The organism is Cupriavidus necator A5-1, from assembly GCF_000744095.1.
GTDB lineage: Bacteria > Pseudomonadota > Gammaproteobacteria > Burkholderiales > Burkholderiaceae > Cupriavidus > Cupriavidus necator_A.
Genome location: NZ_JQLI01000008.1, coordinates 2339888 through 2363213, shown reverse-complemented (window position 1 = coordinate 2363213; position 23326 = coordinate 2339888). Strand labels below are relative to the sequence as shown.

General features: G+C 60.6%; 19 protein-coding genes and 1 pseudogene. 10 read left to right on the top strand and 10 right to left on the bottom strand.

What is annotated here, in order from left to right; translation table 11 throughout:
- Positions 1 to 26 precede the first annotated feature (26 nt).
- The 3 genes from K307_RS35010 to K307_RS46850 all read right to left on the bottom strand — a co-directional run bounded on the left by K307_RS35010 (position 27) and on the right by K307_RS46850 (position 3566).
- Positions 27 to 1004: a Bug family tripartite tricarboxylate transporter substrate binding protein gene (locus K307_RS35010; RefSeq protein ID WP_042885629.1), complete on the bottom strand. Its 978-nt coding sequence runs from the start codon at positions 1002 to 1004 to the stop codon at positions 27 to 29.
- A gap of 123 nt (positions 1005 to 1127) precedes the next feature.
- Positions 1128 to 2375, bottom strand: a complete 1248-nt coding sequence (locus K307_RS35005) for a CaiB/BaiF CoA transferase family protein (RefSeq protein WP_042885627.1) — start codon at positions 2373 to 2375, stop codon at positions 1128 to 1130.
- A gap of 876 nt (positions 2376 to 3251) precedes the next feature.
- Positions 3252 to 3566: a high-potential iron-sulfur protein gene (locus tag K307_RS46850; RefSeq protein WP_080745330.1), complete on the bottom strand. Its 315-nt coding sequence runs from the start codon at positions 3564 to 3566 to the stop codon at positions 3252 to 3254.
- A 412-nt stretch (positions 3567 to 3978) separates the two neighbouring features.
- Here K307_RS46850 and K307_RS35000 point away from each other — a divergent pair, with 412 nt between their 5' ends.
- The 4 genes from K307_RS35000 to K307_RS34990 all read left to right on the top strand — a co-directional run bounded on the left by K307_RS35000 (position 3979) and on the right by K307_RS34990 (position 7686).
- Positions 3979 to 5421 carry a sialidase family protein gene (locus K307_RS35000; RefSeq protein ID WP_042885625.1) on the top strand — a complete coding sequence of 481 codons (1443 nt, stop codon included), beginning with the start codon at positions 3979 to 3981 and terminating at the stop codon, positions 5419 to 5421.
- 288 nt (positions 5422 to 5709) lie between these two features.
- On the top strand, positions 5710 to 6195 hold the full coding sequence (locus K307_RS34995) for a cellulose synthase subunit BcsC-related outer membrane protein (protein WP_042885624.1): 486 nt from the start codon (positions 5710 to 5712) through the stop codon (positions 6193 to 6195).
- Entirely contained in the window at positions 6180 to 6329 is a 150-nt protein-coding gene (locus K307_RS50035) for a hypothetical protein (protein ID WP_230626272.1), read from the top strand. The genes K307_RS34995 and K307_RS50035 overlap by 16 nt, the downstream gene beginning before the upstream one ends.
- Before the next feature lie 766 nt (positions 6330 to 7095).
- On the top strand, positions 7096 to 7686 hold the full coding sequence (locus tag K307_RS34990; RefSeq protein ID WP_042885623.1) for a phosphatase PAP2 family protein: 591 nt from the start codon (positions 7096 to 7098) through the stop codon (positions 7684 to 7686).
- A gap of 415 nt (positions 7687 to 8101) precedes the next feature.
- Here K307_RS34990 and K307_RS48195 read toward each other — a convergent pair whose 3' ends face one another.
- Entirely contained in the window at positions 8102 to 8434 is a 333-nt protein-coding gene (locus K307_RS48195; protein WP_155301327.1) for a hypothetical protein, read from the bottom strand.
- Between the two features lie 18 nt (positions 8435 to 8452).
- On the opposite strand from K307_RS48195, the gene galU reads away from it, so the two are divergent.
- On the top strand, positions 8453 to 9349 hold the full coding sequence (galU, locus tag K307_RS34980) for a UTP--glucose-1-phosphate uridylyltransferase GalU (RefSeq protein ID WP_042885619.1): 897 nt from the start codon (positions 8453 to 8455) through the stop codon (positions 9347 to 9349).
- 175 nt (positions 9350 to 9524) lie between these two features.
- Here the strand turns inward: galU and K307_RS48190 are convergent.
- The 4 genes and pseudogenes from K307_RS48190 to K307_RS34965 all read right to left on the bottom strand — a co-directional run.
- Positions 9525 to 9656, bottom strand: a pseudogene (locus tag K307_RS48190) (IS5/IS1182 family transposase); the annotation flags it as partial.
- A gap of 15 nt (positions 9657 to 9671) precedes the next feature.
- Positions 9672 to 10793 carry a hypothetical protein gene (locus K307_RS34975; protein WP_042885618.1) on the bottom strand — a complete coding sequence of 374 codons (1122 nt, stop codon included), beginning with the start codon at positions 10791 to 10793 and terminating at the stop codon, positions 9672 to 9674.
- Positions 10794 to 10960: 167 nt separating this feature from the next.
- The gene (locus K307_RS34970) at positions 10961 to 12658 is read right to left on the bottom strand and encodes a hypothetical protein (RefSeq protein ID WP_042885616.1); all 1698 of its coding nucleotides are present in this window, start codon (positions 12656 to 12658) and stop codon (positions 10961 to 10963) included.
- Positions 12659 to 12952: 294 nt separating this feature from the next.
- Entirely contained in the window at positions 12953 to 13753 is an 801-nt protein-coding gene (locus tag K307_RS34965) for a hypothetical protein (RefSeq protein ID WP_042885615.1), read from the bottom strand.
- Positions 13754 to 14105: 352 nt separating this feature from the next.
- On the opposite strand from K307_RS34965, the gene K307_RS34960 reads away from it, so the two are divergent.
- Positions 14106 to 15206, top strand: coding sequence for a helix-turn-helix domain-containing protein (locus tag K307_RS34960; RefSeq protein ID WP_230626270.1), 1101 nt, complete (start codon positions 14106 to 14108; stop codon positions 15204 to 15206).
- A gap of 30 nt (positions 15207 to 15236) precedes the next feature.
- On the opposite strand, the gene K307_RS34955 is transcribed toward K307_RS34960, so the two are convergent.
- Positions 15237 to 16055 (bottom strand): hypothetical protein, encoded by an 819-nt coding sequence (locus K307_RS34955; protein ID WP_051975299.1) that lies wholly within the window; start codon positions 16053 to 16055, stop codon positions 15237 to 15239.
- A gap of 546 nt (positions 16056 to 16601) precedes the next feature.
- Between K307_RS34955 and K307_RS34950 the strand changes: the two genes are divergently transcribed.
- The 4 genes from K307_RS34950 (at position 16602) to K307_RS48185 (ending at position 21653) form a co-directional block, all read left to right on the top strand.
- Positions 16602 to 17981: an undecaprenyl-phosphate glucose phosphotransferase gene (locus K307_RS34950; RefSeq protein WP_042887796.1), complete on the top strand. Its 1380-nt coding sequence runs from the start codon at positions 16602 to 16604 to the stop codon at positions 17979 to 17981.
- Entirely contained in the window at positions 17971 to 19113 is a 1143-nt protein-coding gene (locus tag K307_RS34945) for a glycosyltransferase family 4 protein (protein WP_230626268.1), read from the top strand. Before K307_RS34950 ends, K307_RS34945 begins: the two co-directional genes overlap by 11 nt.
- Positions 19110 to 19889, top strand: a complete 780-nt coding sequence (locus tag K307_RS46845; RefSeq protein ID WP_080745328.1) for a WecB/TagA/CpsF family glycosyltransferase — start codon at positions 19110 to 19112, stop codon at positions 19887 to 19889. Before K307_RS34945 ends, K307_RS46845 begins: the two co-directional genes overlap by 4 nt.
- A gap of 384 nt (positions 19890 to 20273) precedes the next feature.
- The gene (locus K307_RS48185; protein ID WP_155301326.1) at positions 20274 to 21653 is read left to right on the top strand and encodes a right-handed parallel beta-helix repeat-containing protein; all 1380 of its coding nucleotides are present in this window, start codon (positions 20274 to 20276) and stop codon (positions 21651 to 21653) included.
- Between the two features lie 81 nt (positions 21654 to 21734).
- Here K307_RS48185 and K307_RS34935 read toward each other — a convergent pair whose 3' ends face one another.
- Entirely contained in the window at positions 21735 to 23027 is a 1293-nt protein-coding gene (locus tag K307_RS34935; RefSeq protein WP_155301325.1) for a hypothetical protein, read from the bottom strand.
- Positions 23028 to 23326: the final 299 nt, after the last annotated feature.

Sequence of the window (23326 nt, the reverse complement as noted above, 5' to 3'; positions counted from 1 at the left end):
TTGCAGCGTGCCCGGCTTGCTGGCGCTTACTCGACCGCGATGCCTTTGTCGCGGATCACCTTGCCCCACTTGGCATAGTCCTGCTGGATGCGCTGGCCCATCTGCGCCGGCGCCTGGTAGTTGGCAATGGCACCGGCCTTCAGCAATTTGTCCTGGACTTCCTTGTCGGCCAGGATCTTGCCGACTTCGCCAGAGATGCGGTCCACCACCTCTTTGGGCGTGCCCGGCGGCGCCAGCAGGCCGCCCCAGGAAACGGCGTCGTAGCCCTTGAAGCCTTGCTCGGCAATGGTCTTGACGTCGGGCAGCATGCGGACGCGCTGCGGCGAGCCGACCGCGATGGCACGCAGCTTGCCCGCCTGGATGTGCGGCAGCGCGGCGACGAGGTCGGCGTACATGATCGGGACCTGGCCACCGATGGTGTCGCTGATCGCGGGCACGCCGCCCTTATAGGGCACATGCTGCATCTCGAAGCCGCCGATCTGCTTGAGCAGTTCCATGCTCAGGTGGCCGAAGCTGCCCGCGCCGGAGCTGGTGTAGTTGAGCTTGCCCGGCTGCGCCTTGGCCTGTGCGATCAACTTGGGCAGGTCCGTCACGTTGGGCAGCAGCGTCGGGTTGACCACCACCACGATCGGCAGGTCATAGACGGTGGCTACGGGCGTGAAGTCCTTGGTCGTGTCGTAGCCCGCCTTCTTGTACAGGTGCGGCGCCAGCAGTGTGGGCGTGGCCAGCATCATCAGCGTGTAGCCGTCGGGCGCGCTCTTGGCCACCTGGGCGGCAGCGATGGAACCCGATGCACCGGCGCGGTTCTCCACCACCACCGGCTGCTTGAGGCGCTCGCCCAACTTCTGGCCGACGATGCGCGACGCAGTATCCGTGGGCCCGCCCGGCGGGAACGGCACGACGAGCTTGATCGGCTTGCTTGGCCAGGATTGCGCGAAAGCGCTGCCGACGAGCAGCGGCGCTGCGACCAGGGCCAGAATGGCACGACGCCGGGAGTGGACCATACGGGTGAAATTTCGAGTGCGCACGTTTGTTGTTCCAGGTTGAATCAGTGCAAGGGAACCCAAGGCCCCCCTTGCCGGGCGGGGTTGCGCGGACGTCCATGTGCGTCCGCGCGGCGCGAATGCTCAGGCGTTCTGCGGTGCCTCGGGCAGCGTCAGCACGCCGCGGGCCTGCAGTGCCTGCAGCTGGTCATCGCTCATCTGCAGCAGGCTCTGCAGCACCGCCCGCGTGCCCTCGCCCAGCGTCGGCGGCGCATTGCGGATCGGCAGGCGCTGGCCATCCAGGCGGTAAGGGGGCGCGAACACATGCGTGCTGCCTGCAACGGGATGGGGCATCTCGCGCAGCAGGCCGCCCTCGCGGGTCCGCTCGCTGGTCAAGGCCTCGTGCAGTCCCGCCACCTTGCCGCAGGGAATGCCGCAGGCCGTCATGCGCTCCAGCAGCAGGTCGCGCGCAAAGCCGCGGATCAGGCCCGTGATCAGCGGGGTCAACGTCTCGCGGTTCCTGGCGCGCTCCACATTGGTGGCATAGCGCGGGTCCTCGACGATGTCCGGACGCTCGATGACCTGGCGGCAGAACTTGTCGAACTGGCTGTTGTTACCCACGGCGATGATCAGCGGGCCATCGGCGGCCTCGAACATGCCATAGGGCACGATCGACGGATGGGCATTGCCATAGCGTGCGGGGTCGCGTCCGAGCAGCATGGCGTCCAGGCCGTAATAGCCGGTGACCATCAGCCCGCAGTCGTACAGCGCCATCTCGATCAGCTGGCCCCTGCCCTTGCGCTCGCGGCGGAACAGGGCCGCCAGCACCGCCTGCGCGGCATACATGCCGGTCATCAGGTCCACCACCGCCACGCCGAACTTCAGCGGCGGCGTGTCGGCTTCGCCGTTGAGCGCCATGAGCCCGGCCTCTCCCTGGATCACCAGGTCGTAGCCGGGACGCTTGGCCTCGGGGCCGCTGCTGTTGTAGCCGGAAACCGCGCAGTAGATCAGGTCGGGCCTGATGGCCTTGAGCTGTTCGTAGCCGAGGCCGAGCTTCTCGGCCCCGCCGGTCTTGAAATTGTGGATGACCACGTCGAACTGCGGCAGCAGGTCGTAGACAATCTGCACGCCTTCCTTGCTCTGCAGATCCAGCGTGATGGACCGCTTGTTGCGGTTCATGCTGTTGTAGTAGGTCGTCTCGGTCTTGCCGATGCGCATGCCCCAGTCGCGCGTGTCGTCGCCGCGGCCGGGGTGTTCCACCTTGACCACGTCGGCGCCGAAATCGGCCAGGACCTGGCCACACAGCGGTCCCGCAAACACACGCGACAGGTCGAGTACGCGCACGCCCTCAAGCGGGAAGTCGATGCCTTGGGATTGGTCAGGCGTCTGCATTGTTTGTCTCCATGGGCTGTTTCGAGGCACGAGCCGTCTGTGAAAAATCGTAGCCTATCGGGCTGGCGCCACGCGATGCCGGTTGGCTGCTGCAGCGCAACGCCCTACATGCGGCGTGCCGGACTCGCGGATGTTGGCAGCGGCGACGAAGACCTCATTGCACCGCCGCTGATGGTCGACCGAAGGAAACGGAAGCTTCCTCGGGCGTGGGCTGGTCCCATCGCGGTCAGCCTAGCATTCTTGCTTGGATAACACCGCTATACAATCCCGATTCAAATTGACAAAATGTTCAATAAAATTTGACAGTGAATCGGGCCGCTGAGGCGCCCTCCTTCTGCACGGCCAAATCAACGAGCAACTGCGCCCGGAGGAGTCCGCACCGACATTTTCTCTACTGACGCAACGTCTGCAGCACTTGTCCAGCCCGGTCGAGTCAGCATAGCAGCCCGTCGGCCACAGTGATGGCCTACCGGTCGGAGACCTTGATTCGAAGTGGCAAGAAGGCGGTTCTGATTGCACCGCCCCTCTCCTCCGCAGGTCAGGGCTGGCTCTTGGGGGCCGACGCAGGGTGGCTACGCGTGGCCGCGGCCGAAGCGCCTTGGCCGCCTGCACGCCCCATATTACGGTCAACATCGCCGTGAGCTGCGCTCTTGTCCTTTTTGGCGCTCTCGCCGGAGGCACCGCTGGCGGCCTGCCCAGACGGCTCTGCGCGCCTGCCAGTGTCAGTCCCTGGTGTTGGAGGGGAGCCGTAGCGGCCGCCCTGGGCCCAAGCCGCAACAGCCGTAAGCGAAAGGGCGGCGAGGAAGGCTAGCTTTTTCATTGCTGTCTCCTTTCATGTGAGATAGCGCGCTTAGAGATAGAGGCGTCTTAGATTTTTCAAACCTTTTTCACATAAGAGTTGCACCAACCGTTTGCTGCGACCTGCTTACTACCGAAAATGGGACAGGGTCCCCACGCGTCGCTGGCTTTTCCTTGAAACAATTGGCAGTTGCTGCACTTCTGGCTCGCCTCGTGCTTTGGAAATTTAGCCTTATCGACCTTCGTTGTTTCGTGCTTATATCCTAGTGAGACGGCTTGTGGATCGTTCTCGTCAAGCTTCCCCGCTTGTGCATTTGCCGGGGACTCGATGCCACCCACTGCGGCCGCTACAAGGCCCGATATACCCTTCAAAAATGTTCGTCGAGTAGTCATCGCAGCACCTCCAGTCAAGCCATTGTTGGTCGGCTTGTATTCGCCCCGACGGCATAAGCTCCCATCTTTTCACGCTAGACGTTCGAGCGGCAAACACAAGCCTGAGGCACGCTTTGCCTCGAACCGAAAAGTGCAGCGGAAGCCGCTGCGACCGGCATAACCCAGCGTCCGCCACCCCCGCGGACAGCGCCGCGGCGGCAAACTGCACTGCATGAACGCCGTGCCGCGCGGGTGGCATATGCCCCATTCCATGCCATCGCCTTGCCCCAGCCGAAACATGGATCAGGAAAGCACCACTTGTAAGCCGGAGGTTAAAAAGCCAGGTCTCATACAGAATTAACAATTCGTCATCTTGCCAACGAGACAAGTTGCCTAAGCTGAGGCGAGCCGTCTGCAATTGGAGGAGGTCCTCATGCATTGCAATAACAAGCTTATCCCGTTGCTGGCCGGAACCGCGCTCTGCGCAGCCTTGACGGTCAGCCCCCCCAGCCAGGCGGCCACGCTGGTTTCCGGCCCCAGCCCATTTGCCGGATGCACCGTTGGCGGCGGCACCGGTATAAATTATTTGAATGCAGAGGTCGAACCTTATCTGGCCATCAATCCCGCCAACCCCACCAATTTCATTGGCGTGTGGCAGCAGGACCGCTGGTCGGATGGCGGCGCACGTGGTCTGGTTGCCGGTTCCTCCTTCGATGGCGGCAAGACCTGGACGCAGACGGTCCTGCCGTTCAGTGCCTGCGCCGGCGGGCTCGGTTACGAGCGCGCCTCCGACCCCTGGGTGTCGATCGGGCCCGACGGCACCGCCTATGCGATCTCGATTTCGTTCAACCGCTCCAACAACAGCAACGCGGTCGGCGCCGCGGTCTCGCGCGATGGCGGCAAGAGTTGGCAAAACCTAAGTGTCATCATTGCGGATAACGAACCCTCTTCGCAGTTCTTCAACGACAAGGAATCCGTGACGGCCAATCCGGTTACCCCTGGCGTTGCCTACGCCGTATGGGACCGTCTCGAGCAGCCGAATGCCAATCCGTATGCCAATTTGCACACGGCCGCCTTCCGCGGACCCGCGCTGTTCTCCAAGACTGTCGACGGCGGCCTGACCTGGAGCCCGCCGAAAGTGATCGTGAACACCCCTTCGCGGCAGCAGACTATTGGAAACCAGATCGTGGTCAACTCGCAGACCGGCACGCTCTACAACTTCTTCAACCTCATCAGGCCGCCCTTCAATATCACTGCGTCCAAGGTCGCGTTCGTCATGTCGACCGACGATGGCGCCACCTGGACCAAGCCTGACGTCATCGCCGACATGCGCACGGTGGGGGTGACGGATCCCAATACCGGCGAAGCAGTGCGCACCGGGGACATCATTCCCGAGCCCGCCATCGACCCGGCAACCGGGCAACTCTACGTGGTGTGGCAGGATTCGCGCTTCAATGGCGGGCTGTACGATGAGATCGCCATGTCGACATCACGCGACGGCGGCCAGACCTGGAGCACTCCGATTCGCGTCAATACGCCTACCGGACGTCCCGCATTCACGCCGTCCGTGCGAGTCAATTCTGCCGGAATCGTTGCTGTTACCTACTACGATTTCCGCAACCTGGCCACCGGCAACACCACCACGCTGCCGACGGACTACTGGCTCACCACCTCGGGCAACGGGGGCCTTTCCTTCGGCGGCGAAGTGCATCTGGCCGGTCCCTTCGATATGAAGACGGCGCCGGCGGCATCGGGCTTCTTTGTCGGCGACTATGAAGGGTTGGCGACAATGGGAAATGCCTTTGTGCCCTTCTTTGTCCAGGCGAACTCAGGCAATACGGCGAATCGCACAGATGTGTTCGTGGTTGCTCCGTAAAACAGTAAGCTGCATCACTGCCTGCCTCTCCTCGCCGACGCCAGGTGAGGAGGAGGCGTTGTTGCAAGGATGGCTAGAAAGCCGGCGCCGCCGAGTTGATCGTGTGAGCGTGGCCAAGTGAATTCGATGAGCGATTCCACCTGAATCGACGCGAGATTCGGTGCGAGCGAGGGCAGCCAGAATCCCGGCGCATTTACCGCTTGGCACCTGGCTGAAGTCGATGGCGCAATCATCCACAGATTGCTCAAGGCAAACAGCGTGTGCAGTTGCTGCTTTCGCTTCCACCAGATGCAGCTGCAGCGATCCGGCATCAAAGGCTGTTCGTTCGAACTGAGCGATCTCCGTGACGGTGGCCGGCGCGGTCCCCCGGACCAGCGCCTGCTGAGCGGCGTGAACTTTACCTCGATGGGGTATGCGGAGAACCTGCGCTACTTCACCTTCGGCCAGGGCGGGTACTTCAGCCCGCAGACCTACTTCGCGGTGACGGTGCCGCTCTCGCTGTCGGGCCGCACCGCGCGCCTGGCCTACCACGTGCGCGGCGCGCTTGGGGTGCAGGCGTTCAGCGAGGATGACTCCAACTACTTCCCCACCGACGCGGCGGCCCAGTCGGCGGCCAATGCCGCGGTGGCCACGGCCAACAGCAAGGGCCTGACCAACGCGACCAGCGCAGTCTACCCGGGCCAGTTCACGACCGGCCTGGCCTACAACCTGGTCGGCTCGATCGAATACCAGGTGGCGCAGCAACTCTGCAACTCTATGTGGGCGGCCTGGTAGGCATCGACAACGCGCGAGACTATCGCCAATGGTATGCCGGCGTCTACGTGCGTTATGCGCTGCAGCGCCAGACCGGACTGATCGCGTTCCCGCCGGTGCCGCCGCAATCCGCGGTGGGCCCACTGCCGTTCTAATTGCGCCGCGCGGCCGGCGCGGCATCAATGATCGGAAAGCAGGCGCAGCCCGACGGACGGCTGCGGCGGGTGCTCAGTCCTCGGGATGGCCGCGGTGGGGAGCCATTCGAGTCCGGGGCAATCGCTTGGAATCCCCTATTTCGAAGGGATCGGCATAGCCGACGAGTCGGTAGAATCAGGTTGCAGCGCACAATAAACACTTGCGGTTCGAGCGTGGGCCGCTCAAGGCAAGGCCTGTGCGCACCCATTCATGAGCGGAGCCTGCAAATGAAATTTCCATCCCTCTTGATACTCGTGCTGGTTGCTGGGGGCGCCCATGCCGGCCAGCGTCTTGGTGTGGCCAGCCACGGCCAGACTGGTGGCACGCAGTACGGCGGTGCCAGCTACGGCTCTGGCCAAATGCAAAGCTACTCCGCGGGTGGCGTGAACGCCGATATTGCAAAGCGCTATAGCGGCGCAGCAGGCGGCTCCCAGTTTGGAGACACATCGTCTGACAGAAGCGGAATGACAAATTCCCAGCCGCGTTCACCATCTCTGTACCCGTCCACGGGCAGTTCTACACTCCAGCAGCCAAAGGCTCCGAAATGAAGAAGCCGCCCGGCGACTCCGCTGCCATCTTGCCTTGACTGCTGCGCTTCATCGCGGCATATGCCGTCGTGCTGCATCAGCTTGCCCCAGCCGCCACCGCAGCAGGTCCGCCGATTGCTTTGAATGCAGTTTCTTTTGGCTGCGCTAAGCTACGGCATCTTCTCTCCCCAAAGAGACCATGTGGAACGCAATCAGCAATGTCGGCGATGCCGCATTGACGCTACCAGTCGCCATTTCATGCGCAGTCTGGCTGGGAATATCAGCTCCCGGCCTGGCCATCCGCTGGATACTGCTTCTGTCGGCCGGCATGGCACTCACCGGCATCACTAAAGTCCTATACGCTGGATGCGGGTTCGAGATTTCCTCGATCGGATTTCGCATGATCAGCGGGCATACGACCTTGTCGACCGCTGTCTGGACCGTCGCCATCGCACTCCTTTCCCGGGGCATGGGAGGCAACGCGGGCATCGGCGCCATCGCCGGCTTGCTTGTCGGCCTGCTGACTGCTGTCGCCAGGGTCTTCGATCACGCGCACACGGTTCCCGAAGTCATCGCGGGCTGGCTTTTGGGCGCTGCAATCGGCGCGCTCTTTGTTCGCGCTCTCACGCGCTCTGAATTCAGACCGTGTCGACCGGTTGCCGCCGCTGCTGCGCTCCTCCTCGTCACCACCGCGGCGTATGGAAACCACGCGCCCTTCCAATCCATGATCGAGGCACATTCACGAGGTCTGTGCGCACGTGCATTTCCCGCAGTTTCGGCCGCACGCTAACGTCAAGTAGGGAGGGATTCAAGGTCGGACCCATTCGCTTGCAGTCCCTTACTCAGGGGGGGATCGGCGCACCCGACGAGTAGGTAGAATCAGGTTGCAGCGCACAATAAATCATGAATGCGCTTCGCTCAGGGTCAACCTCACCGGTAAGCCGCGATGCTCTATTTGCTAGCGTTCGTCGCCTTCGAGGCGGCATGGTTCGTTCCATTCCGCATTGTGTTCAGGTCTGCGCGATTCAGCGCGCTATATGCCTATCTTTCCTTGATCCCGATTCTTGGGCCGCTGCTCTGTATCTGGATACTCGCCGCGCGACCCTGGCCGCTCAAGAGCAAGGTAGTGCGCATGTATTCTTGAAAGGGAAAGCCCCCCGAAGACCTTGGCGAAGGGGAAGCCGCTGGTGCGGAGGACCTGGACTTCAGCGCCAGGAAGAAGGCGCCGGGATAGGCCAGCCCAAACTCGCGCCCGCATGCTTTCGAGCCTGCCTTACGCAAAATTCCGACAACTGCTCGATGCGAAATGCCACCGGGCTGGCATCGAACTGCTCCGAAATTAATCCAGCCGATACGTTGACCATCGGGGCCGTGTAATACCCCGCGCGACGTGGCTGGAGCGTGCATGCTGCCGCGGCGGTCGCAGCTGCGCGCCACAGGCAGAAGTTGTGGGCTGAGCCATCGTAACGACGGATCAGGGAGATGGCCAAGCCGATCATCGATGACGGGTTGTCGAAGCTGATCGAACCACTAAACATTCAGAAGGAACACCGGACATGGACAACCGCGTTACCAAGGCCGTCTTCCCCGTCGCGGGGCTGGGCACCCGCTTTCTCCCCGCCACCAAGGCGAGCCCGAAGGAAATGCTGCCGGTCGTGGACAAGCCACTGATCCAGTACGCCGTGGAAGAAGCCATGGCCGCCGGCATTACCGAGATGATCTTTGTCACGGGCCGCTCCAAGCGTGCCATCGAAGACCATTTCGACAAGGCCTACGAACTGGAAGTGGAGCTCGAGGCCAAGAACAAGCAGGCGCTGCTGGACGCCGTCCGTTCTATCAAGCCGGCCAACGTCGACTGCTACTACGTGCGCCAGCCCGAAGCACTGGGCCTGGGCCACGCGGTGCTGTGCGCCGCCAAGCTGGTGGGCGACACGCCGTTTGCCATCATGCTGGCCGACGACCTGATCGACGGCAATCCGCCGGTGATGAAGCAGATGGTCGACATCTACAACCACTACAACTGCTCGGTACTGGGCGTGGAAGGGATCGCGCCGGAGCAGAGCCGCTCCTATGGCGTAGTCGACGGACGCAAATGGGACGAGGGCGTCATCAAGATGTCCGGCATCGTGGAAAAGCCCGCGCCGAAAGATGCCCCCTCCAACCTGGGCGTGGTCGGCCGCTATATCCTGACGCCGCGCATCTTCGACCACCTGCGCGAGCTGAAGCCGGGTGCCGGCGGCGAGTTCCAGCTGACCGACGGGATCCAGTCCCTGCTAAGCCAGGAGCAGGTGCTGGCCTATCGCTACGAGGGCCGCCGCTATGACTGCGGCAGCAAGCTGGGCTACCTGAAGGCGACCGTGGAGTTCGCGCTGAAGCACCAGGAAGTCGGCGCCAGCTTCCGCAGCTACCTGGAGCAGCATGGCCATCATCCGGCTGACAGCGTGGTTGCCTGACAAAGCTGCCTGCCATTGAGCATGGTGAGGGGGCACCCCCTCAACCCTCTCACGCCACCGTCGTGCGGTTCCGCATACGATGGTTCCCAAACAAGACTGCAAGCGTCGCTGTGTATCCAGCAGCGAGACCAGCCCCTTGGCGTCGAAGTGGCCCTCCGGCAAGGCCGCGTTCATGTGGCTTGCGCAAGGGACGGCCTCGGCATCCGCGGATACCAGGGATCGCTTCGATCAGCGGCAGAAGTTGGGTAACGTCATTGCGGTTCGCGCCGGTCAGGATGACCGCGACCGGCGTGCCGTTTGCGTCGGTGCCTGGATCTCGAATTCAGAACCCAGAGAAGCGAATGCCGATCGAGCCGTAGCCGTAGTACCGGTCCAGCTTGCCAGCGGTCGTGGCGTTATAGAGGAACGGGATGGTGCCGACGAAGTTGTACAGCGACGCCTGTCCGCGCAGGAATACCTCTACGTTCTTCACTACCGCATACGATAGCTCCAGCCCCAGCGTATGGTTCGAGCGAATCGGCGAGTAGCCATAGGTTTGCGCGCGGCTATCGACATTGCTGCGCAGCAGGTATTGGAACTGGTAGCCCAGCCGCGCGGCGAAGTTCTCGTACTTCCAGCGCCATGAACCGCCCAGGTTCAGGTAGCCGCCGGTGTAGTTGAAATCGTCGTTGAAATTGAGCCCGAACTGGCTGGCGTCGACTGCGAACGAGGCCGACTGGAGGGTGGCATTGCCCGCGGTGCACGGCGCGGCCAGCGAGCCATTGGCAATATTGTCAGAGCCGATGGCAACGTTGAAATTGCAATTGCCCCGCTGCAGGCGCGTATTGATGCTGTCGATGGTCACACGGCTGAGTCCGAGCCCGATGAAGCCCGTGAGCTGGTTGCGCTCGGTCAGCTCGCCCGAGAAGATGACGTCGGCCTGGGCCTGGACGTCATTCGCGCTCTTCACCGTGAGGCTGTTGAAGGTCGTGTTGCGAACCGTGACCGGCGATGAGCGGTCCAGGGTGCCGGAGTGGTCGCCCCATAGCGCGAAGCGCACCATGACGCGATCGCGGGCACCGGGTTCGGCCAGCGGGTCATAGTGCAGCGCCAGCATCCAGCTATCGATCTTGTTGTGGTCCTGTCCGTAGTCGATACCGCGGCGCCAGTAGGTGGCCGAAGCCGACACGTACGGCGAGAACTTGTAGCCCAGCATCAGCTTGCCACCGCTATAGTCCCCGGCGTTTTCTGACACGGGGCCCTGCCGGCCTCGCAGATTGAAGATGTCTACGGTGCTATTGACCATGTCGTAACTGGCCTCCACTCGCACCGAGGTGAACTCGCCCGTGGTGGGCTCGGCCAGCATGAACACATCGTCCGGCGCGGCGCTGGCCGCGCCCGCGCACGACAGGCCCAGCATCAGCGCGCAGGCTTGATCCAGCCGGCGCTTGCGAAACAGCTGCATAAGAAACTCCGAGGCCGCGGGGCAAGCCTCATTCGTGGCGCGTCCCCAGGTACTCGACGCAGACACAAAAAGAACCCGGCCACCCGTGGCATTGCCCTGAGGCATGCGTCCGGATGACCGGGGGCATGGCCTTCCCCATCCGGGCGGAAGGCAGCACTACGCGCCGGTCACGGGTTGAGCGTAACCGTAGTCTTGAGGCCGTCGCCGGTCACCTTGGCCGCGTCAGTCTTCACCGACGCGGTCTTGGCGTTCTCCACGTTGCCGTCCACCAGCGCACCCAGCTTCACGTCCTTGCCGCTAATACCTGTCAGCGCAAACGTCACGGGGAACGTGCTGACCGACTTCGGCGTGAGAGCGTCAATCTGCGCCTGGCTCAGCGAGCCGGCAGACTTCAGCTTGCCGAGGAACACCGTGAACGGGAGGTTCAGCGAGCCGCCGTTGGCGCTGTCGAACAGATTGTCCGCCACGCCATTGGTCAGGGTTGCGGCAGCGGACTGGTTGCCGCTGATCTGGAACGAATAGGTCGTGTTGGCCGGCACCACCGCATTCACCAGTTGCGTCCCGTTGAACGTCAGCGTCACGTTCTCGATGATGACGTTGACCTCGTTGCCGCCGTAGGTATAGCTCAGGCCGGCGCGCACTTGCGACGGGCCGCCATTGAACGGATCACCATTCTGCGTCAGCGCAACCTTGATCGAGCTCAGCGTGCCGCCCGTGACCGAGATCGAGTCGGTGATCGGGTAAGCCTGGCCATTGATCGTCAGGTTGGATAGCTGGACGTAGTTGGTCAGCTTGACCGCGTTCGCCACGTTGTTGATCGCGGTGCTGTCCACCGCGCTCCCCAGGTTCGAGGCTGCCTGCTGGATCTCGGTGGTATTGCCGGTTGACACGGCGTCGCCGAGCGCGGCCAGCTTGGACGCGTTCGACGCATCAGTCAGCGCGGCCGGCGTCACAGCCTTGACCAGCGCCGTGGTCGTCGTGGTCTGTGCGCTCTCGGTCACGACGTTGATCGATCCGCTCGCTTTCAGCTTCGACAACGTATCGGCCGGGCTGCTGCTCAGCGCGATGTCGTCCAGCGCTGTGCTCACGCTCGACACCTGGCTCGTGATCAGCGGGGCGGCCAGTGCGGCCACGTTGGCTGCCACGGCGGCAATATTCGACTGCAGGCTCGCGGGCAGGCCGGTCTGGGCGTTCTGCACAGCGCCAGACACCACGGTCGTCACCAGCGCGCTGCTGGTCAGATCAGCCGTGCCCGACGCATTGGCCACGGCGCTGGCGACCGCCTTGGCAGCCGCTGCGGCCGCAGCCTCGGCGGTCAGCGTGCCACCCGTGGCCAGGCCCGTCAGCGTCTTGGTGACCTGGTCGACCAGTTGCTGTACCACGACTGCCGCCTTGAGCGTGGCCGCGTCCTGCATCGGGTCCAGCGTGGCCAGGTCCTTGCCTGCCAGGCCGAGCTTCGCCGCCAGTGCAGCGGCCTGGGTCGGGCCGAGTTGCGCCACCAGCGTGGTCAGCGGCGAGATCACCGGTGTCACGCCCTCCTTGTATGTCACCGCCGGTGCCTGCAGCACCCCGGTGAACGGCTGGTTAGTACCGATATCGGTGCCGCCGGTCACCTTGAGCGCGCTCGTAGTGCAACCGGCCGGGAAGGTGAAGTCGCCGGTTGCATTCGTCGTCGCGGTCTTGTTGCTGCAATCGAGGAAGGTGACCGTCGCGCCAGACAGGTAGAAGTCCACCGCCTTGCCGCTCACGGTGACAGAAGGCTGGGACGGCGTGGGCGAATCGTCGCCGCCACCGCAAGCAACAAGCGTTGCTGCGGCGGCAGCCATGATGCCGAGGGTGAAGATGTTCCGGGTTTTGGTTTGCACGCTTCTCTCTCCTGAGATCGATACTTCGGTACGTCGATACATGGTGGGGAATCCTGCGACGGAATACTGCCGCGCACAGTCTCCGGCGCCCTACGCTGCCCTGTCGTGCCACGCTTCGGCTCGCAAGCGGTTTTTTGCTGCAGCAGCTTGCAGATCGCGCCAGCACACAGATAAACAAATCCCCAAATCCGTGTCACCCCTACTTGGAGGGGGAAAGCCTTTGCTTGCGCGCAGTCCCGTAAGCCGCCCTGCGGCATCGCCGACGCACGCTCGCCATGACTCACTACGGCCTCGCTAACAAGCGTCTGCACCGGAGCAGAGCGCGGGAAAATCGCCCGGTCCCAGCCAGGCGGCAATGTACTGCCCCATCGCGTCAAGCAACACGTCAGACGTCAGTCCCGCTGCGCCGGCCAGTGCCGGGCAGATGATCCACGTGGTGCCGTCGTGCTCCAGCACGCGCAGGGTCTTGGGCAAGTCAGCGGGTTGCAGGATGTGGTCGGCGCCGCGCACTCTCCCGAGAGCGAACGCCTGCACGAAATCGTCGGCGTGCCGCTCGCCCAGGCATACCACCACCTTTGGCCTCCAGAGCCGGCGGATCCTGTCGATGAAGGCGAAGCGCTGACCGTCGCGGCAAAGGTCGAGGTAACGCTGCTTGGGCACAAGCTCCGGCTGGCCGCGGAATGCCGTCGACCACGGTGTCTGGTTAATCAGGCGCGCTGGCAGGGGAAACAGGCTGAGCTTGAACTCCGCGCCGTGCGGCGCGTACAGATGATGTTCGAAGTAATGCTTCCAGTCCCGCTCGCCCAGCGACGTGTTGAAGAAATGTGCGCGCGCTGCGGCCATGATCCTTGCAATCTTCTGGTGCGACTGCCAGCGTTCCATGTGGTCGCGGTGCTTATGGCGGTACGCAGCGTCCCACGCACCGGGCTGCGCGTGCGGAACCAGCGGCGCCACCAGCGACTCAGCTCTCGGATGCGGTGCGCTGTCGCAAAACCATACTGGCGCATCCGGATTACCCCCTTCCATCCCTACGTACGACGCGAAATACTCTTCCAGCTGCTCACGCGTAAACACTGTATTAAGTCCTGTTTCCATGCCTCTATCGCGTGGTTGAGTGAAGGATGCCCAAACGCTGAGGCCTGGTCAGCTTTTTGTGCACCACACAAACTAGGCGGCCGGATTTTGCGCGCGAATCAGCTTGTTTTCTCCCCCCGTTCGAGGGATACGTTGTCATCTCGCTTCCCTTCTTGAGCGGGGTAACGTTCAACGCAATATCACGGCAAATACGCGCGCGAGACACAGCCTCAATGAGCTCGTGGCACGACGAAGAGCTACAAGCGAGACCGTATGTCACACGTCGGTCGTGCCTTTGGGTTAAAGTAGCTCCCCTCGTGTGCCAATGTTCCGTACCGGTCGGTAACAGTCACCAAGCTTCGCATCATCGATCGTGCCAAACGTCACTGCCCCACGGCGCCACGCTGCCCAGCTCACGCGCGGCGAACCCGAACGCTTGCCGCACAGCTACTTCGAGGTAGGTGCCGATGGCTCGCAGGCCGCCAGGGGTCAGATACTTGCGTGGCGACAACGCGTCGGGCACGTCATGGACCTGGGAGTCACGCGCGACAGCCTGCTTGCGCCCTTCCACGCAGCCATCGACCGCTACCTGATCGCGGACATGTCTTTCACGGACTGCCGCTGTGACGGCGTCACGCTGCAACGCAGCCTCGCGCGTATCTCGACTGACTCGGCACGGCATCACGCGATACAGGTCTTCGTCGAAGGCAGCGCCGGCGTAGTGGAGGGCCAGCGCCGCAATCCACAGCCGCGCCATGGAGGTATTCTGCTGACGGACCTTGGGCAGCCTGTTGAGATGCAGCGCGAGGCAACACGCGCGCTCTCATTCTTCGTGCCGCGCACGATGATGGACGCTATCTTCATGGAAGCCGAGGCTGCGCACGGACGCATCGTGGAAACCGACACACCACTGAGCCGACTGGCCGTCGCACACGCCGCCGCGCTCAGTCGCGATCTGCCAACCATGACACCCGAGGCCGCCGTGCACGCCATGCGCACCGGCGTGGAGCTGCTGGTCGGGGCCTTGCGGCAAGGCGTGGGCCTGGACGGCAGCACTCGCGCCGCGGTGCGCAGCGCCGTGCTGGCGCGCGCCCGTCGCCTGATCGACGCCGATCCCGGCCAGGCCGGACTGTCACCCGCCAGACTGCTGGCAAAGCTGGAAATCTCGCGAGCCACCCTTTACCGCTTGTTCGAACCCGAAGGCGGCGTGCAAGCCTATATCCGCAAGAGCCGGCTGCGGGCTGCCGCGCAGGACCTGGTGCGCTACCCCCACCTGCCTGTCAACGACATCGCCTACGGGCTGGGCTTCAACAGCCCGTCCGACTTTACGCGCGCATTCCGCCGCACGCTCGGCATGTCACCGCGCGACCTGCGGGCCTACGCCACCGACGCCGGCAACCGTGCCTTCTGGCAAGCCGCGAACGCAGTCCAGGGCAAGGATTATCAGCAATGGATGCAGCGTCATGCCGCCTGATGGCACCACGGCCGCGGTGGCCAGACGGTGTCACACCGCGGCTTCGGCCTCTTCCTGCCGGTGTCGCTCGGGCTCTTCCGGCCGCATCTGGAAATCGGCGATTGTCAGCCACTGGCTGATGAAGTGCCCCATCGCATTCAGCAGGACGTCCGATGCCAGGCCGGCAGCGCCGGCCACCGCGGGACAAATAATAAGGTGCGAGCCCTGGTCCTGGTAGACGCGCAGTACCCGCACCTGATCGGCCGGCTTCAGCATATGCTCGGTGTACGGCAGGCCGCGCATGCCAAACGCGTGCAGGTAGTCATCCTCGTGACGCTCGCCCAGGCAGATCACTACCTTGGGGCGCTGGCGCCGGCGCAATGCCTCGATGAAGCGGAAGCGCCCCCCGTTGCGGCACAGTGACAGGTAGGTGACCTTGGGGTTGAGCTCGGGCTGCGCGCCGTACAACCGCTTCCAGGGCAGCCCGTTGTCTGCGCGAATCGGCAGCGGAAACAGGCTCAGCTTGAATTCCCACCCGCGTGCACGGTAGAGGTACTCGGCAAGATAGCGCTGCCAGCTGGAGTTATCGCGCCGACCGAACAATACCATTTCCCAGGCCGCCGACATGACGCGCGCGATGCGCTGGTGCGTCTGCCACCTTGCCATATCGCATGCGTGAGCGACACGAAAATGCGCGTCCCAGGCGTTCGGCACTCGCTGCGGAGCCAGCGGCGTCGCCAGCGGCAAGCCCACCGTGGTAGGCATATGATCGCAAATCCAGACCGCTGCCGCCGGGTTGCCTCCCTCCATCCCCACGAAGGAAGAAAAATAGGCGTCCAGCTCATCGCGGGTAAAAACGTTCCCATTCATGTCTTGCTGCATCCTGCGGAAGATTGCCGTGACACCGGCTTGAGATCGGCACTACCGCGTTGCGCGCAATGCCAACGCAAGACTCTAGCCGTGGCGGCCCTTCGCACTTGACCATGCGTCTCAAAACCGAAGGGCACGATGCAAAGGTGCCACGCAATCATCGCCACGCTTTCCCTTCTCACGAAGGGTACCGACGGGTCACGCTGCACCGCACTATTCGCACCAGAAAACACGAAGCACACCGGCGCCGCCAGCGCGCCGGCAGGAAGAGAGCGTTGTAGTTCCAGGGGCGGCCCTCAAGGATGCGGCCAGTGGCCGGTCACTAGCTGACCGCAGCCACGCCATGGAACCGACTGCCGCAAAGCAGTCCCGCACGACTCTGCTTTGTCCGCGCCAAGAGCATGCACACCAAGATGCATGCCAGCGACGAGCCTGGCCGCCACTGTGCGCGGCCTGCAAGTTCGGAGGAGAAAAAAGGTATGGGCACTCGCTTGAGCGCCCATTACGCGAACGCTTCGGGGGAAGCAAATGGGTGTCTATCGCGATATGTTTGCCAGGCATCACGATCAGCTCGCGCTGATGGTTCGCCTGCTCGACGCCGGCGCCATCTGGCTGGCGGCAATACTGGCCAGCGAAGCGCGATTTGCCAGCGCGCACGCCCCGATCCACCTGTTCGTCCAGTATTTCGGCTGCGCGGTCGCCTTCATCGTGTTGCCCGGGTTCGACCTCTACAGCTCATGGCGCGGCCGCAGCCTGTTCTCGCTCGCCACGCGCCTGCTGTCCGCCTGGAGCCTGGTCTGGCTGATCAGCCTGCTGCTGACCTACCTGCTGCACCAGTCCGACGCCCTCTCCCGCTTGTGGATGGTGTACTGGTACGCCTTCTCGCTGGCCGGCCTGCTGGCCCTGCGCGTGGCCAGCCGCGTCGTGCTCAACCTGGTGCGCGTCACCGGCGCCAACAGCAAGCGCGTGCTTATCGTCGGCTATGGCCGTACCGGCCAGGAAATGTACCGCCGCGCGACCGCCAGCCACGCCACCGGGTACAAGATCAGCGGCATCTACGCGACCGAAGGCGAGCCCACACCGGAAGGACGCCGCCGCATCACCGACAGCGCCAAAATCGCCGATTTCGCGCGCGAGCATGAGATCGACGAAATCTGGCTCACCCTGCCGATGAGCGAGTACCGCCTGATGCAGGAGATCAACTTCTCCCTGCGCAATGACTTCATCGACATCAAGTGGATGCCGAGCGTGCTCGACTTCGACCTGCTCAACCACAACGTCGGCAACTTTCTGGGCATGCCCGCGGTGGAAATGAACAAACCGCCCTCGCTCGGCGTGCGCGGCACCATCAAGGCCATCTTCGACCGCACCTTTGCTGCGCTCGTCCTCCTCGCCCTGTCGCCGCTGTTCCTGATCATTGGCATCCTGATCAAGCGCGACTCGCCGGGCCCCGTCTTCTTCAAGCAGGAGCGCCTTGGCATGGACGGCCGCGTCATCCACGTCTACAAGTTCCGCAGCATGAAGGTCCACGCCGAGCATGGCACCGTCACGCAAGCCACCAAAGGCGACAGCCGCATCACGCTGATCGGCGCCTTCCTGCGCCGCACCAGCCTGGACGAACTGCCGCAGTTCATCAATGTGCTCAAGGGCGAAATGAGCGTGGTAGGGCCGCGGCCGCATGCCATGGCGCATAACAATATGTACAAAGAGCAGTTGGACTTCTACATGCTGCGCCACCGCGTCAAGCCCGGCATCACGGGCTGGGCCCAGATCAACGGCTATCGCGGCGAGACCGACACCCTGGACAAGATGGCCAAGCGGGTGGAGCACGACATCTTCTATATCCGGAACTGGACGTTCTGGATGGATTTGCGGATTATTTTCTGGACGGCGTTCAAGGGATGGACGGGACGGAATGCGTACTGAAAAAATCCAGCAGCCAAGCCAGGAAACTATGCGTCCAATGAAAGTATTGCATTTGATTAACGGAGAGTTCTACTCCGGGGCCGAGAGAGTTCAAGATCTCCTCGCATTGCGACTGCCTGAGTTCGGCGTTGAATGTGGATTCGCCTGTCTCAAGCCCGAACTGTTTCCAAGCTGCCGGCGGTCGGTCGATACGCCCCTTCATAAAGTATCGATGCGTTCCAGATTTGACACGTCTGTGGCGGGCCAAGTCGCGGATCTCATCAGGCAGCACGGGTACCGACTGCTCCACACTCACACGCCACGTGCTGCACTCATCGGAAAGTTCGCCGCAAGCAAAGCGGGCATTCCCATGGTTCACCACGTTCATAGCCCTACCCGTCGCGACAGCGAGAACCGAGCTCGAACCTTCATCAATGCGATCGTTGAGAACTGGAGTCTCTCAAAAGCCGCGAGGCTTATCGCCGTATCCAACAGTTTGAGCCAGTATCTTCGCGATTGCGGATTCTCGTCGAATCAGATAGCAGTAGTTCCCAATGGGGTACCCGCAATCGGCGATCAATCCATTCCGAATGGAAAGTCATCAGAATGGGTGATCGGTACGGTTGCCCTATTCCGTCAGCGCAAGGGGCTCGAGGTGTTGCTGCAAGCCTTAGCCTTGCTACGAGAGAAGGGCCAATCTGTGCGCCTCCTTGCCGTAGGAGCGTTTGAAACCGCCCAGTATGAAAAGCACATCCGCGAGGTCACGGCAAAGCTAAATCTTGATGACGCTATTACGTGGGCAGGATTTACCCTCGACGTTGCTACTGAATTCAAGAAGATGGATGTGTTCGTCCTACCCAGCCTGTTCGGGGAGGGGCTACCAATGGTCGTCATCGAAGCGATGGCCCTTGGTCTGCCTGTAGTAGCAACAAGGGTAGAAGGAATTCCGGAAGTCTTAGAGCCAGACGGCGCCGGAATTATTGTCGAACCCAATCAGCCTCGCGCAATGGCTGAAGCAATAGAAAAACTCATCCAATCACCCGCCCAGCTTGCCCAGCTCGCAGAGTGTGGGCGGGCTAGACAGCGCTCCCACTACTCGGACATAGCAATGGCACGAGAGGTAGCAACCATTTACCGGGAAATCGTCGAATGACCAAGCGCCTGCAAGCATTTGGAATAGAGATAGATGCGCTTGACAGAACCGACGCGGTCGCAGAGGTGCTGGAAAAGCTCCAATCGGACAAACGTAGCTGTGAGTATGTTGTCACGCCGAACGTTGATCACATTGTAAAGCTTGGACAATCAGCGGATTTTCTTCAAGCATACCAGTCCGCCAGCCTGATACTTGCAGACGGTTGGCCGGTTGTCGCTGCGTCAAGGCTGCTGGGGACACGTCTCCCCGAGAGGGTAACCGGAAGCGACCTTGTACCAAATCTATTTGCGCACGTCTCCTCCACATGGCATCGCAACCTCACGGTCTTTCTACTTGGCGCAGCGCCTGGCGTGGCCGAGCTAGCCGCGCGCAACATCGAAGGAACGTGGAGGAATATTCGCGTGGTGGGCATATATAGCCCTCCCTTTGGTTTCGAAAACGATCCGAAAGAGTGTGCTTCCATTTGCGCGAAAATTGCACAATCCGGTGCTGAACTGCTCGTCGTGGGACTAGGAGCTCCAAAACAAGAACTCTGGATAGAAAAACACGCAGCCCAACTCCCAGTGAAAGTGGCTCTGTGTGTTGGCGCTGCCATCGACTTCCTGGCCGGCGCCAAGCGGCGGTCACCAAAATGGATGCAGCGGGCTGGATTGGAATGGCTGCATAGGATGGGGTCTGAGCCACGAAGATTGGTCAAGCGGTATGCCTATGGTGCTGTTGTCTTTCCGCTCCTCGTGATCAAGGAACTGGTTGCTGACCGTCATCGCAGGGCATAGAGACTAAAGTAACCTGTTTCTGGTCCAACCCTTGTTGATGAACCTTGGAGGGGAAAGATGGGGGCATTCCACCTCCCCTCAATCTGGATCGCCGAATGGTGTAATCGATATCTACCTACAAACGCTTACACTCATTCGGAATCATCTCGCGTCAACGATCACGTCGCTAGCCACTTGGGGCAATACGGCTATACCTGCCGCCTCGGCATGGACCTGGTCTCAGCCTGCCATGCTCCTCCGTCTGACACAGAAATACGTTGCCTCGGCGCAGCTAGAGCACCACTGTGCCCGTGCATTCTGCGATCATCCCGCCAGTGCGACTGGTAAGCGAATCGCTACAGGGGACATCACGGACCCTGCATACTGACAGGCATCGGAGTCGACATGGACAGAACTCGACGTACCGCAATTGCGATGCTTTGCGGCCTCGGCAGCCTCGGCATCGGGTATCGCGGCCGCGCTGGAGGCGCTCAAGGGGCCTTCCCAGTGCAGCCATTCCGCGGCCAAATTCTCCGGCTGACAGACTTTGGCGCCAAGGCTGATTGGAACGGTACCCGCGGCACAGATAACCAAGCGGCATTAAATACCGCCCTAGCTAGTGGCGCGGCAATCGCCATCCCGCCTGGTCGCTTCAAGATCGGGGCGACAGTCAAAGTACCACCCGGTGCCCGCATCATCGGCCAAGGCGGCGAATTAGTCTTTGTCGAGGGCTCGCTTCAGCTGGATACCAGGTGCATCTGCGACGGAGTATTTATCTCCGGCAACGGGAAGACCAATCGTGGCAATGGCTTCAGCATTCTGGCAGGCGCAAATGCTGTCACCCTCATAGGACCCAAGGTTCGTGACGTTCACTACAACGCCGTTGACAATAGCCATGGCGCTGCAGATCTTGTGGTTATCAATCCAGATTTCGCGAACACTGGTGGCGAGAACATCAATCCAACCTATCAAGGATGCGGCGTCTACTCAACCAACGGAATTCGCCTACGCGTTCTCGGAGGCGAAATGCAACGCTCATATGGTCAAGGTGCCGTCTTCGTAAACGGAGGAAAGGACTATGAGATATCGGGTGTCAATATACATGACACCTATTATCGCGGCATAACAACGTATAACAACCCTACCGGCGGACTGATAGCACACAACACGATCAAGCGCACCGGTGGCTTAAAGCCAAGGGGCTCATCTGGTGTCGGCACAAATGGAATCTATTTGATTAATTCCACCGCAGCGGACTGCCTCGTAATTGACAACGAGATCGAAGATGCGGGGGAAAATGGAATCGAGGGAAACGGTACTATTCTAAACAACAAGATAACTCGCACAGGCTACAATGACTTAGCAACACCCAGCAAGGAGGGCATCTATCTGTATAGCGATGCAATCGCCAGAGGCAATATAATACGCGACTCAGCTGGAGACGGCATTAAATGTTACACAAACGGCAGAACCCGCCATATAGTTGCCACTAATAACGTCATCCACACACCAACCGAGAGTGGAATATCAATTATTACCGACGGCGCGGCGACGATATTTGGCGAATTGAAGATCGAGGACAACATTATATACGGATATAATAACGCCGCCAAAGCCGGTATCAGCATCACCGGTAAGAATGGCGGGCGTTATTCTGAGGAGAATTCCGTAGTACGAAACAACCGCGTCGTCGGTCGCCCTAACAATTCAGTTCATCGCGCCATTACGGCAGTCTCCGGAAATAGTTTTGACAATACAAGGCAACAACAGAAGAACTCTAATTAACAACGAACAACCCACTGGATTCAAGGAAACGTTCTGGTGGAAATTTCCCATCTACTTCTCCGCAACCAGGATCGACCGATACTACGCCGGCCCAAATGACCGTCGCACCCTGCCACCGAGAGGCTGGCCAACCTTTCGCTCCCCGCATCTTCTCGCAGAACCCTCAGCAATAATCCTTGCCGCCAACGCTCTCGCCCGCTGGTGACTTGTCACAATCTGAAGAGACGCCACCGCAAACGCCACAGTCATCACGATAAGACTAACCAAATAGAATGACGAAATATTATTTTCTAATGACAATCTAAAGACAAGAACGAACACTATCGGAACCCACGCCCGGTGACGTTTCCAAACCAACCTCAGGCCTATTCCAATAGCCAGCGTTAGCGCCACCAGAGCAAGCAAACCAAAATCCACAAGCACTAGCAGGAAGTCATTATGAGGCATCATTCCACCCCAAACGCGGGTATAGCCGCCGAAGCCTAACCCAAAAAGTAGTTCCTGCAGGGGTAGTGATTTAATGAAATCACCAAAAATTACGTATGCGTAGAAGCGCCATGTAAGTGAACTCTGATATTCATCCCCCAGCTCCTGGATAGGACGACCGAGTCGCGCTAACTCCACAACCTGATCCATAGCGCCGTTCCAAATAAGCTGAAATGGGCCAAATATCTTACTGAACAGCTCAATATCCATCGCATAGATTACATATCCAGATACCCCGACGCCGATCACCCCGACGAGCAGAAGACGTATTATGGAAATAAATCCAAACTTCCTCATATTCAGGAAGGCGGCAAGACTTAGAATACTAGCACCAGTGGACGTTGAAAGCATACACATTACAACGGGTATTACTTTCTGCCTCACGCGCGCCCGAGAAACGGAATTAATAGCATAAACAAATGCCAAGCTACACAATGCGTAACTTCCGAGAATATTGGCGTGCTCAAAATTAAAGAATTGCCTCCGCAGAGGATTCGCCACCCCAACAGACACAACGAACGAAATACAAAAGAAGAAAATAAAGCAATTCAACACGATTCGGCAAACCGCAGCTATCTTTTCTTCGCTCAAATTGAGCACAAGCAGTTTTACACTGTAGTAAATCGGGACCAATGACACGTATCTCAAAAAAGAGTCGAGGTCATCGCTCAGAAGATACCACCAAACACACATTATTAAGTAGGACAAGGCCAGCAGTATGCCGGCCATGCCAACTCGCGCCAATGTACGCGGCTGGGCCAAAAGCACAAAACAAACGCCAATAGCAGCACAACTTGTAAGCAAGAAGTTGGCCGCTCGCACAGGAGATAGAAAATCGATTGATAGTTTCATAAAGAAGAGAACTACCAATAGTACGTCCGATCTCATGCAGGCTCCGATTGAATCGGCCTCGCCGGATTTCCAGCAACCACGGCATGGCTCTTTACATCATGGACAACAACAGAGCCCGCACCAATCTTGGCATGGGAGCCGATCGAGATAGTACCTATAATGGTGCTACTGCAGCCAATGTCAACGTGATCCCCAATGATCGGCGCATCGCTCGAAGCAAGTCGGGCCCCGATAGTTGTATTATGACGAATAATGCAATGCGCTCCAATTACCGCGGCTGGATTTATCACAATCCCCTGTGCGTGATATATGGTCAAAGGACCTTTTACCCTCGC

Excerpts from the sequence above, each read along its gene's own strand:
- K307_RS35010 (WP_042885629.1), bottom strand. The coding sequence starts at position 1,004 with ATGGTCCACTCCCGGCGTCGTGCCATTCTGGCCCTGGTCGCAGCGCCG.
- K307_RS35005 (WP_042885627.1), bottom strand. The coding sequence starts at position 2,375 with ATGCAGACGCCTGACCAATCCCAAGGCATCGACTTCCCGCTTGAGGGC.
- K307_RS46850 (WP_080745330.1), bottom strand. The coding sequence starts at position 3,566 with ATGACTACTCGACGAACATTTTTGAAGGGTATATCGGGCCTTGTAGCG.
- K307_RS35000 (WP_042885625.1), top strand. The coding sequence starts at position 3,979 with ATGCATTGCAATAACAAGCTTATCCCGTTGCTGGCCGGAACCGCGCTC.
- K307_RS34995 (WP_042885624.1), top strand. The coding sequence starts at position 5,710 with ATGCAGCTGCAGCGATCCGGCATCAAAGGCTGTTCGTTCGAACTGAGC.
- K307_RS34990 (WP_042885623.1), top strand. The coding sequence starts at position 7,096 with ATGTGGAACGCAATCAGCAATGTCGGCGATGCCGCATTGACGCTACCA.
- K307_RS48195 (WP_155301327.1), bottom strand. The coding sequence starts at position 8,434 with ATGTTTAGTGGTTCGATCAGCTTCGACAACCCGTCATCGATGATCGGC.
- galU (WP_042885619.1), top strand. The coding sequence starts at position 8,453 with ATGGACAACCGCGTTACCAAGGCCGTCTTCCCCGTCGCGGGGCTGGGC.
- K307_RS34975 (WP_042885618.1), bottom strand. The coding sequence starts at position 10,793 with ATGCAGCTGTTTCGCAAGCGCCGGCTGGATCAAGCCTGCGCGCTGATG.
- K307_RS34965 (WP_042885615.1), bottom strand. The coding sequence starts at position 13,753 with ATGGAAACAGGACTTAATACAGTGTTTACGCGTGAGCAGCTGGAAGAG.
- K307_RS34955 (WP_051975299.1), bottom strand. The coding sequence starts at position 16,055 with ATGAATGGGAACGTTTTTACCCGCGATGAGCTGGACGCCTATTTTTCT.
- K307_RS34950 (WP_042887796.1), top strand. The coding sequence starts at position 16,602 with ATGTTTGCCAGGCATCACGATCAGCTCGCGCTGATGGTTCGCCTGCTC.
- K307_RS34945 (WP_230626268.1), top strand. The coding sequence starts at position 17,971 with ATGCGTACTGAAAAAATCCAGCAGCCAAGCCAGGAAACTATGCGTCCA.
- K307_RS46845 (WP_080745328.1), top strand. The coding sequence starts at position 19,110 with ATGACCAAGCGCCTGCAAGCATTTGGAATAGAGATAGATGCGCTTGAC.
- K307_RS48185 (WP_155301326.1), top strand. The coding sequence starts at position 20,274 with ATGGACAGAACTCGACGTACCGCAATTGCGATGCTTTGCGGCCTCGGC.
- K307_RS34935 (WP_155301325.1), bottom strand. The coding sequence starts at position 23,027 with ATGAGATCGGACGTACTATTGGTAGTTCTCTTCTTTATGAAACTATCA.